This is a genomic window from Flammeovirgaceae bacterium SG7u.111, from assembly GCA_034044135.1.
GTDB lineage: Bacteria > Bacteroidota > Bacteroidia > Cytophagales > Flammeovirgaceae.
Genome location: CP139021.1, coordinates 6,300,001 through 6,317,180, shown reverse-complemented (window position 1 = coordinate 6,317,180; position 17,180 = coordinate 6,300,001). Strand labels below are relative to the sequence as shown.

Annotated in this window: 10 protein-coding genes (1 of these 10 running past the window's edge); 9 read left to right on the top strand and 1 reads right to left on the bottom strand. The window is 41.3% G+C overall.

Features of this window, described 5'->3' with window-relative positions; all coding sequences use genetic code 11:
- Nucleotides 1-18: 18 nt before the first annotated feature.
- Complete coding sequence (locus tag R9C00_24535) at nucleotides 19-1,848, bottom strand: helix-turn-helix domain-containing protein (GenBank protein ID WPO34866.1); 1,830 nt, start codon at nucleotides 1,846-1,848, stop codon at nucleotides 19-21.
- A 430-nt stretch (nucleotides 1,849-2,278) separates the two neighbouring features.
- Here R9C00_24535 and R9C00_24530 point away from each other — a divergent pair, with 430 nt between their 5' ends.
- The 9 genes from R9C00_24530 to R9C00_24490 form a co-directional block, all read left to right on the top strand.
- A complete protein-coding gene (locus R9C00_24530; protein WPO34865.1) occupies nucleotides 2,279-5,332 on the top strand; it encodes a TonB-dependent receptor in 3,054 nt (1,017 codons plus the stop codon).
- Nucleotides 5,333-5,360: 28 nt separating this feature from the next.
- Complete coding sequence (locus R9C00_24525; GenBank protein WPO34864.1) at nucleotides 5,361-6,767, top strand: RagB/SusD family nutrient uptake outer membrane protein; 1,407 nt, start codon at nucleotides 5,361-5,363, stop codon at nucleotides 6,765-6,767.
- Between the two features lie 54 nt (nucleotides 6,768-6,821).
- Nucleotides 6,822-7,361: a DUF5004 domain-containing protein gene (locus R9C00_24520; protein ID WPO34863.1), complete on the top strand. Its 540-nt coding sequence runs from the start codon at nucleotides 6,822-6,824 to the stop codon at nucleotides 7,359-7,361.
- Between the two features lie 35 nt (nucleotides 7,362-7,396).
- A complete protein-coding gene (locus R9C00_24515; GenBank protein WPO34862.1) occupies nucleotides 7,397-8,221 on the top strand; it encodes a hypothetical protein in 825 nt (274 codons plus the stop codon).
- Nucleotides 8,222-8,250: 29 nt separating this feature from the next.
- Nucleotides 8,251-9,840: a SusE domain-containing protein gene (locus tag R9C00_24510; protein WPO34861.1), complete on the top strand. Its 1,590-nt coding sequence runs from the start codon at nucleotides 8,251-8,253 to the stop codon at nucleotides 9,838-9,840.
- Nucleotides 9,841-9,998: 158 nt separating this feature from the next.
- The gene (locus R9C00_24505) at nucleotides 9,999-13,109 is read left to right on the top strand and encodes an alpha-amylase family glycosyl hydrolase (GenBank protein WPO34860.1); all 3,111 of its coding nucleotides are present in this window, start codon (nucleotides 9,999-10,001) and stop codon (nucleotides 13,107-13,109) included.
- Nucleotides 13,110-13,156: 47 nt separating this feature from the next.
- The gene (locus R9C00_24500) at nucleotides 13,157-15,682 is read left to right on the top strand and encodes a glycoside hydrolase family 31 protein (protein ID WPO34859.1); all 2,526 of its coding nucleotides are present in this window, start codon (nucleotides 13,157-13,159) and stop codon (nucleotides 15,680-15,682) included.
- Between the two features lie 262 nt (nucleotides 15,683-15,944).
- Complete coding sequence (locus R9C00_24495) at nucleotides 15,945-16,727, top strand: DUF3050 domain-containing protein (protein WPO34858.1); 783 nt, start codon at nucleotides 15,945-15,947, stop codon at nucleotides 16,725-16,727.
- 213 nt (nucleotides 16,728-16,940) lie between these two features.
- Nucleotides 16,941-17,180, top strand: partial view of a hypothetical protein gene (locus R9C00_24490; GenBank protein ID WPO34857.1) — the beginning only. Its footprint extends 279 nt past the window's final position; the window shows 240 of its 519 coding nt (coding positions 1-240); its start codon is at nucleotides 16,941-16,943; its stop codon lies off the right edge, out of view.

Here is a 17,180-nt window from a genome sequence, read left to right as displayed (position 1 = left end):
TATAGATCTGGCTCACTTTCATCGTAAAGCTTCGCTAGGCGTAGAACCCGTCACTTTTTTATATGCACGATTAAAAGCTGTTTTAGAATTGAAACCAACTTTATATGCGAGCGATAGAATGTTTTCCGAACCATCTTTAACTGTTATCGAAAGCCTGTTGAATTCTTCGACCCTATAGCTATTTACAAAGTCATTAAAGTTTTTGTCGTACCCTTCATTTATGGCTTTAGATAATGTATGTGTAGACATGCCTAGCTCTTTGGCAAGGTCGGTAAGTGTGAGTTGTGGGTTGAGGTAAAGTTGCTTTTCCTCCATCGCTTTGTCTAATTTGTCCTTATACCTAGCCAGCTCCTCATCAGCAATTTTGCTGCTATAAATCTTTTGCTCTTTTTCCATTTCTTTCTTCTCGTTAAAAATCCCCCTTCGGGTGACGAGGAAATAAGCAATAGCATAAACATTAAGGGCAAAAATACTCCAAGTACCTTCAATACCCTGCTCTACATACGGTTCTAGATTTTCGCCAGTCGCCTGCCCTATGAGGTACATGATTATGGTATAAGCCCAAAATAATAATACAAGTCCTTGAATGAATTTTAAGGTAGAAAAAAGAGAATTATAATGCCATTTGCTTGGGTTTAGCTTTTTAAACTTATTGATTATTCGGAAAATAGCGACCCAATAAGCAAGGTTATAAACAAATGCAACTGCGCCTACACTATAAAAAAGTAAATTATAATCCTTATTAACAAGGTGAAGCTTAAAGTCTTCTATATTGGTAAACCAAAGTGGGAGGTAGATAATGATTTGTAGGGTAAAGGGGAGGAAATGTCGCCAAAACATACCCTCAAATTGCCCTGGTTTTATTTCTTGGATCAGGCTTCTGACCAAAAGGTAAAAAACTGGGGCAAAAAGGAAAAGAATATAATCTGAGCCGAGGTGTAGCTTAGGGAGCGCCTCATGAGCCTCCTTCAGCTCGGTAAAAAAAACGCGTGATAGCAAGCCTATTAGACTGATGGAGATTAGGAGGATTAGCAATAGTTTGGCTGGACCTTGCTTGTAGCGAATGCCGAATACAGAAAGAATCAGAAAACCATTGAAAAACACGGAAAAAAGCATGAAGAGAATGTAGTTCCTCGGCAAGCCTTTCGATAAATCCTCCCAGTTTTCAATATCGATGTTTACAGTGATATTTTCATCTGAATTCCGTTGGAAATAGCGGTTTGTTCTCAGTTTTCCACTTTTTTTTGCCTCAACCGAAGCCCAGCTTCCTCTGTTAAATTTATACTCAAATGAATCGATACTTGCAGGGATATAAATGTGGTAAAAGCCATCAATATCTTTGGTGAGCTTGTAATTAGGATCTTTGGCTGTCCAATCATTGAAACTCCCTCCCATATAAATTTCGCTGCCTTGGGGTGTATTCTCAGGAAGTTCTCTGATGACAAACCGTGAATGAGGAACGGTATTGATAACCAGATCTCTCCAGCCAGCTATGCGTACTCTTCTTATGGGGTCGTCATTCCTGATTATGATACGGTTTCCCATCAAGTCTCCATCTTCATTTGCCTCTACGGCATCCCAGCCTCCTCGGGTAAATTTATACTCAAAAGAATAAGCATCTATATCTAAAGTAAGTTCAAAAGTCCCTTCCGCCGTTTTGGTAAGCATGTAGGATGAGTCCAAAGGATTCCAGTCATTGAAAGTCCCAGCTACAAAAATATTAGCCCCTTCTGGGGTATTTTCGGGCACAGCCTCCACTATAATGGTTACTTGAGCCAAAACTTGGCTGATAGGAGAACAACAAAGTAGTGTAAGTATGGCCGATAATAGAATATTATTCATTTTCATAAGTGCCGTTCTTGGTAATTGGATTATTTTTTTCAATTATAACCCACTTTTTCCAGAAATAACAATAGTTTGATAGCCAATGTTTTAAAAGGTGCAAATTATGATTTGAAACGTTTCATTTTATAATGAACGTATTTTTCCGAACGCGGAACGATTGCTTTTTTATTCTGCCATATCATTGTAGAGTCAATTAGTGAAATAAAACTGCACGAATCAGAATAAGATATGAAAATGAAGTTCTACTATTTTTTATTCTTGAAATACAAACGTTCCCGAACCTAGTTTTCCCTTCTTATTTATCCCACAGTTTTAGTGATCCAATTTGGTCGCGCATTTCATGGTGTGCGCTTCATCCCTAAAAAATACCTGCAGAGGTATTGGTGAAACTCTATAAAGCACTTGTGCTTAACTTTTAAAACTAATATTGAATATGATGATGAAAGACTACACGTCGAAGAGTATGCTGTGCTGGCTTTTGTGCCTGTTCTTTAACATGTCGCTGGCGCACGCACAAGATCATTCCGTATCAGGAACAGTTTATGATGAGACCGGGGCTGGAATCCCCGGTGTAAGTATTTTATTAAAAGGTACTGGTAAAGGTACTATCACAGACATCGATGGAAAATTTAAGTTGGTAGCCCCTACCGACGGGATTTTAGTAATAAGCTATGTGGGATATGTTTCCCAAGAGCTTGAAATTGGTGGTAAATCTATTTTTGAAGTAGCACTTGAGCCTGACCTTAGGCAACTAGAAGAGGTAATCGTAGTAGGTTACGGTACACAAACCAAACGGGAAGTAACTGGCTCTATTGCCAAGGTAGAAGGGGAAAAACTCCTTAATGTATCTGTTCCCAGTTTTGAAGCTGCTCTGCAAGGGCAAGCTGCTGGTGTTCAGGTAATCCAAGGTAGCGGTATGGCAGGCTCTGGATCTATGATCCGTGTTCGTGGTATTGCTTCACTTAGTGCAGGTGGCGACCCTCTTTACGTCGTAGATGGTATTCCTATCACACAAGACCCGTTTATCAACGGTGATCGTGGCGCAATGAACAACAACCCTTTGGCAACTATCAACCCCAATGACATCGAGTCTATTGAAATCTTAAAAGATGCTTCTGCAGCAGCTATTTACGGTTCAAGAGGTGCTAATGGAGTTGTGTTGGTTACAACCAAAAGAGGGCAAGAAGGAAAACCTTCTTTTGATTTTTCAGCAAAATTTGGAGTATCTGAACCAGCTCGTAAGCTTGATTTATTAAGTAGTTCTGAATGGTTGCAGCTTTACCAAGAAGCCTGGGAAAATGATGGAAAAACTGGAAGAGCACCTTTATATGGTGGTGTTTCTTGGGAAGATGCTCAAAATACAGATACAGATTGGCAAGACCTAACTACCCAAACGGGGGTAAAACAAGAATATAATCTTTCTATGCGCCAAGGTAATGATAAGCTCACAACTTATATAGGTCTTTCTTATAGTAATAACCAAAGTTTTTTGGTTGGCAACAACTATGAAAGAATAAGTGGTAGGTTAAACCTAGATTATAAGATTCTAAATAACCTAAAGGCAAGCCTTTCATCTACACTTAGCCAAGGTATAAACAATAGGGTATTTGCTGCATGGTCTGGCGGTTTGGGTGCTGCAACTTCTGATGCATTGCCTATTTACCCCGTTCGCAACGATGATGGAACTTATTTTACAGGAGGGAGTAACCCTGTAAGGCAACAGGAACTCAACGATTGGAAAGTTCGTGAAAATAGATCTATATCTTCTCTTTCTTTAGATTATGAGCCTATCAAAAACCTAAAGGTTAGGGTAGCTGGTAACTTGGATTACATGGATATCCAAGATGACCAGTTTGAGCCAGCAGAGTGGACAAATGCGGAAAGCAAAGCATCTAGGTATCCGACATGGGTAACTAATTACAGCACATCTGCAACTGTATCATACGACCTAAACCTGAATGACGATAACAAATTTGTATTCTTAGTAGGTTCAGAGTATCAGTACTCAATCACTGAAAAATACAACAGTATTACCGCATATAATGTAACAGGTCCACTTTATGAAGACCCAACTATTCCTCCAAGATTTGATGAAGAGGGCGAGCCATTGCCCAATCCAGTGATCTCAACTGCTGCAGACCAAGAGTGGTCTTTCTTAAGTTACTTTGGTCGTGTGAACTGGAACCATAAAGATAAATTCATTGTGAAGGCATCTGCAAGGGTGGATGGTTCATCTAGGTTTGGTAAAAACAACCGTTACGGTTTCTTCCCAAGCGCAGGTCTTGGTTATGTGATTTCAGAGGAAGACTTCTTCCCAGAAGGCAGTGCAGTGAACTTCTTGAAGCTGAAAGCTAGCTGGGGTATCACTGGTAATGCAGATATTCCTAACTACCAACGTTTCGGAACATTTAGACGCCAAGCTGGTGACGATGGTAACCCTTACAATCAACAACCAATTTTATACCCAGTTAGGTTGAAAAATGACGATTTGCAATGGGAGGTACAACGTACCGTTGACGTAGGGTTTGAACTAGGTTTATTAGAAAACAGAATTACTACTGAATTCGCTTATTTCGACAAACGTTCTTCAGATGTGCTTATCGATAGATTAGTTCAAGCATCAACAGGTTTTGAGCGCTACTTCGAAAACATAGGTGTTATTAGCAATCGAGGATTAGAACTTACTATCAAGTCTCGTAACCTAGTAGGTGAATTTCAGTGGACTACAGATTTGAACATTTCTCGACTTCAAAACGAAGTAATTGATATTGGAGCAACTCCTCCAGATGCAATTGCTGGTTCAGGTGATACACGTGTAGTAGAAGGCTTGCCAGTAGGTGTAAACTTTTTGAACAGGTTCTCTTATGTAGATCCAGCGAATGGTTTGCCTGTTTTTTTGGACAAAGAAGGAAACGAAACGTATGAGTTTAACCTCGACGATAGAGTACCAGTAGGAAGTGTAGTGCCAGATGCTACAGGTGGTATTACCAACAACTTTGCCTACAAAAACTTCGATTTGAATATCTTATTCACTTTCACAATTGGAGGTAATATTTATGATGATGCGGCCAAGCGTCAGTTAGGTGTTGTTTCTGACTGGAATATGCGTAGGGATATCGTAGACCGTTGGAGACAACCAGGTGATCAGGCATCTTTCCCAAGGCTTACACAAGATCCAACAACTTACGGAGGTCTGCCAAGTTTCTGGAACTTGAACACTACCCAGTTCTTGTACGATGCGTCCTATTTGAGATTACGTACGCTTACATTGGGTTACAACATCCCAACCAAATCTAAGATTGTCCAAAACGCTAGAGTATATGTGACAGGTACCAATTTGCTTACTTTCACAAAATACCCTGGTCCAGACCCAGAGATTGTTAGAGATCATAGTGGCCCTCAAGGGAGAAACTTGAGCCCAAATATCACCTACCTAACACCGCCTCAAGAAAGAGCAGTCTCTGTTGGAGTAAATCTTAAATTCTAAAAAGTTCAACCAAAAAACTTGAATGAAAATGAAACATCTTAAATATATACTTCTCATTCTGGCAATGTTGAGCGGACAAGCTTGCGATAGCTTGTTAGAGCTAGAGCCAGGTGATGAAATCATTGCAGAAGAAGCAATCAATACTCCTCAGGATTTACAGGAGCTACTCAATGCAACCTACGATGTGCTTAGAGGTTCAGGTGGTGATTTTATGGGTGGTCGTACTCAAGCAATTGCAGAGGTAATGGGCGACAACATAGATGGAAAGCCAGGAAGTCTTGATAACGCTGATTTCTTGGCTTACTATAATAAGTCAACTTCTATTTTTACAGGATACACACAAGCATATTTCACAGAGCCACATTTCTTGATTTATAGAGCAAATGTTTTGCTACAAAATCTAGAGCTTGAAGGCTTGTCAGATACTGAAAGAGATAGGATAGAAGGTGAAGCAAAATTCTTAAGGGCGTTGTGCTATTTTGATTTGGTAAGGCTATTTGCCCAACCATATGGCTACACTGCTGATAATAGCCATTTGGGTGTTGTATTGAGAACAACTCCAGAATCTGTTGCAAAAGATAGAAACACAGTAGCTGAAGTGTATGCCCAAATTACGGCAGACCTAGCAGCCGCAGCCGCTAAATTACCTACAGAAAATAGTATTTATGCTAACCAATGGGCTGCAAAAGCTTTGCTTTCAAAGGTATATTTCCACATGCATGATTACCAAAGCACCTATGATTTGGCGAATGATGTGATCGAAAATGGTCCTAATAAATTCAATCCAAATGCAAGTGAATTGATCGATCGTTATTCGACTACAGGAACTGAGGAAGCTATTTTTAAGATGGTAAGTAATGCCAACGATCATCGTGGAGAGCAATTTACTGCACATTTCCGTTCTGATGGCGATAACCCTCCTACATTGAGAATCGCTCGTGAGCTTTATGAAAAAGCTACAGCTGACCCTGCAGACTTGAGAGGTCAAAACTGGTATGTGGTAGAAGATGAAGGTCTTGAGAACGAGAAGATTTCTGTGAAGAAATTTGATGGGAAAAACTATTTTGATGTTCCTCTACTCCACGTAACGGAATTAAAAATGGTGAGAGCAGAAGCTGCTGCAGAGTTGAATATGTTGGATGAAGGACTTGCCGATCTCAACGATATCCGCATGCGTGCAGGTTTGAGTGAAATAGAAGGACCTATTGGTCAAGCAACGCTTATTAGCCGAATTAGAGATGAAAAGCGCAAAGAGTTGGTAGCGGAAGGTGTTCGGTTCCACGACTTAAGGCGCATAGGAGCAAAAGGTGAAAATATCACCATTAACGGATCTCCTTGGAGCTGCCCAGGCATGTCAGTTCAGTTTCCTGATATAGAGATAGCAGGTGCTGGCGGTACAGAGTTTTTCACTCCAAACGAAGAAGGAGGCTGCTAGTCCAGCTCCTTTTTACTCGATTTTTTAAGTCATAAAAAGATAAAGACATTGAAAATGAAGAACATAAATAAAATCCAACTACTACTCATTTTGCTTTTAGCGGGCTTGAGTGGTTGTATAGAAGAATTTGGCGGTGTGGGCGAACCATTCGACCGCCCCACGCAAATGGTAGGCAATTGGAATGTGACCCGTGTGGTGCAGGTAGATGACATTGCCGTAGAAAAAGGATACCCTGCCTTTGTGCAGTCGGTGGATATTACCCAAAAGCTTCCGTTTGGGGACTTTAATATCGACCTAAAAGCGGATGGCTCTTTTGAGGTAAATCTTGGCTCTGCGCCGAACATCATAGGCATGACCAAAGGAACTTGGGCATTTGACGATGCGGGCTATCCTAGCCAAATCATTTTTACTAGCGAAGATGGAAATACCAAAACTACTTTGGATATCCAAGGTCTAAATGGGCTTACAGAAACTGAGGTACCTACCATCGCTTTCCAGTTTTCTAAATATTTTAAAAAAGAAGAAAATGGTAAGGTTAGCTGGCAAAAATTCTTGACTTATAATTATACGTTGGTACAATCTGCAGGGGAATAACAATTTTCTCCTATTATCTAAAAAGAACTAAAGAAATGAAAATATATATATTATTTATCATAGGGCTGCTTTTGGCAGGAGTTGCCTCAGCCCAAACTGTCACCTACGATCCGGCTGAGTTTACAGCGGAAGACCAAGTTACCATGACCGTCGATTTTACGGGCACAGACCTTGAAGCTTCAAAATATACTGGCAATATTTATATCTGGATGTTTGTAGACGGATGCTGTGATGCGCCAACTAATGTGAACCCAGCAGGACCAGACCAAGAAGCTGCTCGTTTGCTGCCAACGGCTACTGAAAATGTATTCACTTTTACTTTTGTGCCAACTGCATTCTTTAACAAAACGCCAGGTGAGTTATTGACTTTAGGTTTCCTTTTTAAAGGAAGAGACTGGAGTGATGGACAGACTAGCGATATGTCGGTAGATGTAGTTGCACTAGAGTTTGTACCCGTTCCTTTGAGAGCTTTCCCCGATAAGTTTGAGCAATCGGATGTGGTTACTTTCTACTTCGACCAGAACCACAAAGATGTGAATAGCACTTTGGCTGCGCTTACTGAAGTGTACATGTACACAGATATCAAACTTACTGATGGTACAGAGATTCAGTTGGTACCTTGGGATGAAGTTGGTAATACTCCAGAGCAAATGTTCACAAATGAGGGCGACGGGATTTTTACCTTAACCATGGTACCTTTCGATTTTTATGAGTTGGATGAAGGTCAAGAAATTGAATCGATAAAAATTCATGTAAGAAGTGGACCTAATCCAGACTTTGGAGGACCAGAGCCCCCAGCAAGCTTGGGCGATAAGCTCTTCTCGCCTATCAAAGCCGATGCTGTAACAGGCGACTTTTAAGATTTCTCAACAAAAAGACCTTTTTGAAAATGAAAAAATATATCATATTCTTATTTGTTCTAGCAGGTCTCATTTCGTCGTGTGACCAAGAGCAGTTTGTAGGCTCAGGGCTAGAAAGTTTGAGGGATTTTTCCCTCATAGAAGTGCCAACGGGAAGGGTAGAATTGAACCCTTTGACCCCAGACGAACCAATAGTTGTTCAATGGAACCAAGCCCGTTCAGGTTTTGATTCTCCTGTAAGCTATACTTGGTTAGCGGTTACAGAAGGTGGCGATTTGGAAGCTCCTGTACTGGAACTTCCTTCCGACAATGATAATACAGCAACGCAAATCACCTTTACACATGCACAATTGCAAGAAGCACTCAAAAATTTGGGTGTTGCTGAAGGTGGTGAAGCATCTTTGGACTGGGGAGTAAGGGCAAGTAACGGTGAAATAACTAAAATATCAGGTCCTTCACCAGTTACTATCGTGCGCTACCGCGAAACATTGGCGGATTTTAATCTTATGACGCCAACAAATAACACACCATTATACTTATTGGAATCGAGTGCAGACGAAGATATCGTTATAAAGTGGGAAGCGAGCAAGGCGGGGCTAGGTTCAGGTATTACATACACATGGAAAGCTGATAACATAGGTGGCGATTTTGCCGAGCCAATTCTTTCTTTTTCTTCTGACAACAGTGGGCAGGATACCACTCTTACCCTTACACACCAACAGTTAGAAGATGCTCTGAAAGATTTAGGAATTGAAGAAAAAGGCAAAGCCTCCATTATCTGGACAGTAGAGGCTAAAGCTACGGATGCAGAAGGTGTAGTAAAAATGGCAGAAGAGCCTTTTAATCTTGACCTTTATCGTTACGGAGCAGGTATTGCACTTACCTTCAAGCTTAGTCAATTTGCCGAGGTTCCTGCCGGTTACGGCGTATTTTTGGCAGGTTCATTAGGTGACTTGGGCATTGCTGATGGTAATTGGCAAGAGCCTGGTTCAAACCAAGCTTTGAAGCTTGAATTGAAAGACGGGGTTTACCAGAAAACATTTATAATAACTCCTGACAAAGACGGAATTGGTATTGAATATAAATATTTCCTTGTACCTGATGGCGGAACAAGCTGGGGAGGTGGCGAGCAAACGTTTAATGATGCTGGATGCCAAGGAATAGACAACAGAAAATTTACATTTAACAGTGGTGATTTTTCTGACCAAACCGTAGAAGGTGCAGTAGTGACTTGGGAAGGCTTTTGTGTGGCAGATGGCAAAGATTTGGTGAAATTCACCGTGGATGTTCCTGTCGATACTCCTACGGATAAAGATATTTATATCACTGGTGATTTGGGTGTAGTATACTGGGTGCAGCCTGGTCAAGCGGCAGGTCTGAAAATGAATAATACAGGAGGTACTACCTACGAAATTTATCTTCCAATGACCAATGGGCAATCAGTAGAGTTTAAATTTTTCTTAGCGACTACAGATGCCCCAGCTTGGGGTAATGGAGAGCAAAAGCCTAATGGAGACAATACGGGTTGCGAAGGGGTGGAGAACCGTTTGTTTACCTACGACGGCACCAATTCGTTCACAGGAACGGTACAAACTTGGGAAGGCTATTGCCCTTTCTAGAGGCTGGGTGCTAGAAAATTAGAGGTTAGTTAGAAATGCTGGCGCGAGCGTCTCGCTCGTGCCCTTTCTTAACTTCAATGGAACAGGGTTTCCTAGCTATACTTCCCCATAGATTTCACGACAGACAACAAGCTTTTTTATTTCCAAACCATCATTATATGAAACGGATTTTACTTTTCATACTGACAATTCTTACCCTAAACACTGCTTGGGGACAAGTAACTGTCTCCCCATTATTTCCCTCTTCCGACGAGCAAATCACCATTACCTACGATGCCACCCAAGGTGCTTCGGGACTGGAAGGGGCTACAGGAGTGATGATGCACGCAGGTGTGATTTTGGAAGAAAACGGATTGGAATGGGAACATGTAGTAGGCGAATGGGGCAACCCAAATTCTTCGGGGAAAATGACTTCTCTTGGCGATGAGAAATGGCAGATTATTATTACCCCTCGTACCTATTTTGCCGCAGCGGGCTTGCCTGCCGATGCTACGGTATACCGCTTGAGCATGGTGTTTCGGGAAGAGGGACCTTGTGGAGGTTTTGATGGGGCAAGTAACAATTGTGCCGAGGGAAAAGACCCCAACGGGTCAGATATTTTTGTAGATCTTTATACGTCGGATAAGCTGGAGCTGAATCTATTAACTCCTCTTTCCCAATTGCTATTTGTTGATCTAAACGAGCAAATTTCCATTTCTGCAGCGAGCTCTAAAGATGCCGTTTTTTCATTGTACCGAAACCAAAGTTTGGTAGAAACAACGGTTACTCCTTCCAACGAATATTCATACCAAGAAAGCGTAACATCTGAAGGGAAAAACGATATTGCCATTATAGCTACAGCAGGTGAAGAAGCCGATACGGTGACTTTCAGTTACATTACCCGAGCTGATGTGGACGAAGCTCCGTTGCCCGCAGGTGTAAAACCTGGGGTGAATTACAACGCAACGGATGATTCGAAAGCGGTTTTGGTCTTGGAAGCTCCGGGCAAATCTTCCGTGTATGCCATTGGCGATTTCAACGATTGGACGCCTTCGCCAGCCTATTCTATGAAAAAAGACGATAAGTTTTTTTGGTTGGAAATAGACGGGTTGGTTGCTGGGAAAGACTACGTGTTCCAGTTTTTGGTAGATGAAGAATTGAGAATTGCCGATCCTTTTACTGAGCAGGTAAGCGATCCGTGGGAAGACAAATACATTACCGAAGAGACTTATTCTGGCTTGGTGAAGTACCCAGAAGGAAAAACCCAATTTAGAGCTTCGGTATTGAGAACGGGGCAGGACGAGTTTGAGTGGAAGCACGACGGATTTACCAAGCCTGCCAACAGCGATTTGGTGATTTACGAATTACTTATCCGAGATTTTGACAAAGGACATAGTTACCTGTCCGTTATAGATAGGTTGGATTATTTGGACAGTTTGGGGGTAAATGCGATTGAGCTAATGCCCGTGAACGAGTTTGAGGGAAACCTCAGCTGGGGCTATAATCCTAATTTTTGCTTCGCTGCCGACAAATATTACGGTCCTCGCGAAGCACTCAAAATGCTGATAGACGAATGCCACAAACGGGACATGTTGGTGCTGATGGATATGGTACTGAATCATTCGTACAACTCTTCGCCTTGGGCAAAGTTGTATTGGAATGCTAAGGAAAACCGACCTGCGGCAAACAGCCCTTGGTACAATGAGCAATCTAATTTTGAAAATACAGGCTTGCAATGGGGCTCGGATTTCAACCACGAAAGTGCCAGTACCAAAGGTCTTATGGACAGCATTTTGGTGTATTGGCTGAGAGAATTTCATTTCGATGGCTACCGTCTCGATTTTACTAAAGGTTTTTCCAACAATCCTAAAACTATTGCTGACGACGAATGGGGAGGGAAATACGATGCCGACCGGGTGAGAAACTTGAAGCGTTTGGCAGATGTGGTTTGGGCTCAAAAAGCTGATGCTTTGGTTATTTTAGAGCATTTGGCCGACAACGACGAGGAAAAGGAATTGGCAGATTATGGGATGATGCTGTGGGGAAATATGCATTTCAACTACAAAGATGTGATTTTGGGTAAAAGTGCAGATTTGAAATGGGGTTATGCCAAAGAAAGAGGTTGGGATGACCTGAACTTGGTGAGCTACATGGAAAGCCACGATGAAGAGCGCCAAATGTACGAAGCATTGAACTATGGAAATTCTTCGGGAGATTATAATGTACGGGACACGGCTACGGCACTAGATCGGATGAAATTAGCGGCAAGCTTCTTTTTTACCATTCCAGGGCCGAAAATGATCTGGCAGTTTGGCGAATACGGATACGATATTTCCATTGATTATAATGGAAGAACCGGTGTGAAACCACTTAAATGGGAGTACCTCGACGACCCTCAAAAAAGGAAGTTGTTTGATACGTACCGCAGCCTTATCCACCTCAAAAAATCGCAGGCAGAAGCTTTCAACAATGGGACATTTACTTGGGATCCTTCTGGAAATACCAAGTGGATAAACTTGGAACACGAATCCCTAAAAATGAGTGTTGTAGCCAATTTTGGTACTGGAAAGTCGGTGGTGAATCCTCAGTTTATCAGTACGGGGAAATGGTATGATTATTTCTCAGGAGACTCGCTTGAAGTAACCGACTTGGAAGAAACAGTGACACTTGCCCCAGGGGAGTTTCATATCTTTACCAACAAAAAACTGGCTACTGCTGTAGAAGGAAACCCTGTTCCCTTCAAGCTGAGTTTAGCCAAGCCAACGGAGCTAAAAGCCGCTCCTACTTCGCCTACAGGTGTTGATCTCAACTGGATGGACAATTCCAACTCGGAAGTAGGATACGTGGTGGAGCGTTCGGCCGATGAAGGGGCTACGTTTGAGCAAATTGCCGATTTGCAAATAAATGCACAAACCTATACCGATGCAGCGGTGAAATTTGGACAGTTTTATTACCGAGTAAAAGCAAAAGGAAGTTTCAAAGATTCGGAGTACTCTGAGACCATTACTACCGAAGAGCCACTCGCCTTGAGCAAAGAAGAGCTAAGCAAGGCTTTTATAGTATATCCTAATCCTGTAACAAACATTACTTATCTATTGGTCCTCGATGAATCTGCAAAAGTCTTATACGTAAAACTGACAGACCTCAAAGGGGAAAATATTCAAACAATTTACCTGCAACCAGGGGCAAAGGAACTGAAAATAGATATGTCAGACTTAGCTAGCGGGCTATACCTTATCAATATTCACAACAGCAAATCGACTATTTCAAAGAAAGTCTTGAAGCAATAAAGGACTTCATAAAGGAAATTATTTATAAGAATTAAGCTTGAGCTGAAATGAAAAAAATACTATTCTTTGCAGTGGCCATTTTCTGTTTGGCTTCCTGCAAAAGAGGTGGGGAAGAAACACCCAGTAAAGTCTTCAATTTTTCCAATGCAGATACCCATCTTTACATTGAACTGCTGGACGACGATTTGGTAAATGTACAATATCACTATGGAGATAGCTTTACCTTGCCACAAAACGCTTCTGTCATGGTTGCCAAAACCGACTATAAGGGAGCAAAAACAGTTTCCTTTTACAAGAAAGGAGAAAAGGATATTATCGAAACAAATGACCTGAAACTGATCATAAACTCAGAAACGTTTGAAGTTTCTTTTATTGATAAGACTAAAAGCTGGGTAGAATTAACCTCCATTTCTCCAAGTAGGAAAGAGGGGCTGCAAGGCTTAGTAGCCACTTGCCCAGCTGACCTTAAGGTGTATGGTTTGGGCCAGCAGTTTACCAATGAGGGCTACAGTCAGCTTTCTTACAATGGAAAAGTGAGGGAAGGCAATGAGTTCGGAAATGTAATGGCTTGGTGGGATGGTGGCTGCAATGGCAACTCGCAGTTTCCTGTTATGTACGCCATGAACGGTGCAGGGCATGAAAACTACGCTATTTTTCTCGACAATACTTTCAAACATGTTTGGGATTTTACTGCAGAGGATACTTGGAAAGTAGATCATTCTGGAGGAAACACAAGCTATTATTTCATGTCTGGAGAAGACTTGCTCGATCTTCGTAAAGATTATTTAGAGTTGACTGGTCACCCAACCATTCCTCCCAAAAAGATGTTTGGAATGTGGGTGTCTGAATACGGGTTTGACGATTGGGATGAGCTAGACAGCAAGCTTGTTTCCCTTAAAAAGAACGAGTTTCCCCTCGATGGCTTTGTGATGGATTTGCAGTGGTTTGGGGGAATAGGCAACGAGGGCGACGACTCACATATGGGCAGCCTAACCTGGGATACCGAAACCTATCCAGATCCTAAAGGCAAGCTTTCACAGCTAGAAAAAGATTACGGGGTCGGGGTTATGCTCATAGAAGAGCCTTATGTAGACCAGAAACTGCCAGACTATCAAGAGTTTAAATCCAAAGGATTATTGGTTGCGAGCACAGATGAAAGTTCAGCTATGCTTTTTCCCGAGCAATCGTGGTGGGGCAGTGGTGGAATGTTTGATTATATCAATCCTGAAACTGGGAAATACGTATTTGACCATCGCAGAAAAGCATTGATAGAAGATGGCGTGCTTGGTCACTGGACAGATTTAGGTGAGCCAGAAGTGTACAATGCCGACGCAATTTACATGGGAGGAAAAACCCAAAAAGAGGCTCATAATATTTACAATATCCTTTGGATAAAAAGTATTTTTGATGGCTACAAGCGTAACGGCATAAGCCAGCGTCCGTTCATTATGTCTCGTTCGGGCATCTCGGGTATCCAGCGCTATGGCTCAGCTATGTGGTCTGCTGATATTGGCACCAAAATGATCAGCCTCACTGCCCATGCCATGAACCAAACCAACATGTCCTTTTCGGGTATAGATTATTATGGGGCAGATTTGGGTGGTTTTCATAGACATATCAACGACGAGGGAAAACCTTATGACGAACTCTACACCAAATGGTTTGCTTATGCCATGCTGTTCGATGTGCCCGTAAGGCCTCATGCTCAAAACCTCAAGAATAATTTTGAGACAGCACCCGATAGAGTAGGGGATTTTGCCAGCAATTTGTCAAATGCCCGCCAGCGATATGCCATGATGCCCTATTATTATTCCTTGGCTTTCAAAGCGGCACAAGAAGCCGATCCGGTAATCGCTCCCTTGGTGTGCTATTTTCAAGCAGACTCTAGCGTAGCTGATATTTTCGACCAAAAAATGATAGGAGCTTACCTTATGGGTGTGGCAGAAACAGAATACGATCGCAAAACAAGAGATGTGTATTTGCCTGAAGGTACTTGGTATGATTGGCACAACCACGAAAAGCTCAATAGCCGTGGCGAGCTCAAAAAAGATGTGGCACTCTATCGTGCCGGTATGTTCAAGTTGCCCATTTATGTACGCGAAGGAGCCATTATTCCATTGGCTTATGTAGATGCCAAAACTATGAATGCTCACGGTAGAAGAACCGATGGTACTACCCGCAATGACCTGATAGTTAAAATATTTCCATCAATAAAGGCGACAAGCTTTACCCTTTACGAAGACAATGGCTGGGATGTGAGCTACCAAGACGGGGCATTTTCCACTACCAAAATTGAGCAGCAAATAACAGGTGAAAAAATATCCCTAATGGTTCATGCTGCTGAGGGAATGGGCGAAGAAAAAAATGAAAGTCGCCAGCTAGAGCTGCAAGTAGTGACCGAGAAGTTCTTGCAAAGTGTGAAGCTCAATGGCAAAGAATTGAAGAAAGTAGAGAGCCACGAAGCCCTTCAAAATAGTACAGAATCTGTATGGTTGCAGCCAACTTCTAGTGAGGTGTTTATCCGCACTATAGAACTGCCCAACAAGCAAGAAAAGCGTTTTGAATTAGAGTAAGAAATTCAATTTCATATTCATAAGGTGTATATAGAAAACCTTTTGAAAAAGGTTGAACTTTCAAATTGAGCAAATCACCAAGGATATTCCTTGGTGATTTTTTGTTTTTCAGACCTAGCTTCTCATCCTTGTTTTAGGAAAGACTCAAACAAAGATATTTGAATCCTGTTTTACTAGGGCTGAAAATATGCTTTTATCTCGTAGATTTAGGGAAAAATAGACAAATGCTAACTTGATTATCACTAACAAAACAATAAACTGCATGAGTAAAATTGATTATATAGAATCAGAAATAACTGAACTAAGAGCAAAGTTACGCACACACAAACTGTATAAAAACCTGGAAAGTATAGACGATATAAAGATTTTCATGGAAAACCATGTCTATGCGGTATGGGATTTTATGTCTTTGCTAAAATCACTTCAATTACAGTTGACAAATGTTACGTTGCCTTGGACTCCCAAAAACAACCCAACCCTCGCTAGGTTTATCAACGAGATTGTCCATGGAGAAGAAAGTGATGTCAATGAATTTGGAGAACCCAAAAGCCATTTTGAAATGTACCTCGATGCAATGAGACAGTTGGATGCCAATACAAGTGATATCCAAAGGTTTATAGGATACCTACAAGCAGAAAACACTGTAAACGATGCACTGAATAAATTGGAAATAGATAAACGGGTGAAAGACTTTGTGGCTTTTACCTTTGAGGTGATAGAAATCCAAAAGCCTCACTTGGTTGCAGCTGCATTTACCTTTGGTAGGGAAGACCTTATTCCAGATATGTTTATGGAAATCCTTAAAAATGCTGATGCGGAAAATAAGAAATACAACAAGCTGGTATATTACCTAGAAAGGCATATCGAACTCGATGGAGATGAACATGGACCGTTATCTCTTCGGATGGTATCCGAATTATGCGGTTCAGATGAGCTTAAATGGGAGGAAACACTGACTGTGGCAAGACAAGCACTACAACAAAGAATTCGGCTATGGGATGCAATTACTGGGTTGATTGAAGAAAAGAAAGCCGTTTGCAACTAGGCTAAACTATTCACAAAAGAATTAAATGCCTTGTTTTTGATATGCTGTAAACTAGATTTTAGTACATATTTCACACTAGCTAAGCTATTTTGTGCATAGTGAGAGTTACTTATAACAGTTAGGTACTCTCTAGTACTGGACTTTTTCACAGTGTAGTTTTGCAAGGCATATTTTACTTTAGACAGTTTCTTAGAGAAAAAGTATATGAAAAGCATGAATTTTCGACAATCTTCTATTACTGAAGAAACAGATCAACGGCGCGGTCGATTTTATTTGTCTCTCCACAGGAAAAAACCGAAAGGCCTTATTTCCAATAAAGAAGATGTATTTGATTTTGAAAAAGCACATAATATTGCTGTTTTTGATATTCATACAAATCAGACAAAATACCTTTTTGATAATGTAAAAGAGGGTGAAAATATCACTCATTTATTGTTTGAAACGGGGTTTGAT

Excerpts from the sequence above, each read along its gene's own strand:
- R9C00_24535 (WPO34866.1), bottom strand. The coding sequence starts at position 1,848 with ATGAAAATGAATAATATTCTATTATCGGCCATACTTACACTACTTTGT.
- R9C00_24530 (WPO34865.1), top strand. The coding sequence starts at position 2,279 with ATGATGATGAAAGACTACACGTCGAAGAGTATGCTGTGCTGGCTTTTG.
- R9C00_24525 (WPO34864.1), top strand. The coding sequence starts at position 5,361 with ATGAAACATCTTAAATATATACTTCTCATTCTGGCAATGTTGAGCGGA.
- R9C00_24520 (WPO34863.1), top strand. The coding sequence starts at position 6,822 with ATGAAGAACATAAATAAAATCCAACTACTACTCATTTTGCTTTTAGCG.
- R9C00_24515 (WPO34862.1), top strand. The coding sequence starts at position 7,397 with ATGAAAATATATATATTATTTATCATAGGGCTGCTTTTGGCAGGAGTT.
- R9C00_24510 (WPO34861.1), top strand. The coding sequence starts at position 8,251 with ATGAAAAAATATATCATATTCTTATTTGTTCTAGCAGGTCTCATTTCG.
- R9C00_24505 (WPO34860.1), top strand. The coding sequence starts at position 9,999 with ATGAAACGGATTTTACTTTTCATACTGACAATTCTTACCCTAAACACT.
- R9C00_24500 (WPO34859.1), top strand. The coding sequence starts at position 13,157 with ATGAAAAAAATACTATTCTTTGCAGTGGCCATTTTCTGTTTGGCTTCC.
- R9C00_24495 (WPO34858.1), top strand. The coding sequence starts at position 15,945 with ATGAGTAAAATTGATTATATAGAATCAGAAATAACTGAACTAAGAGCA.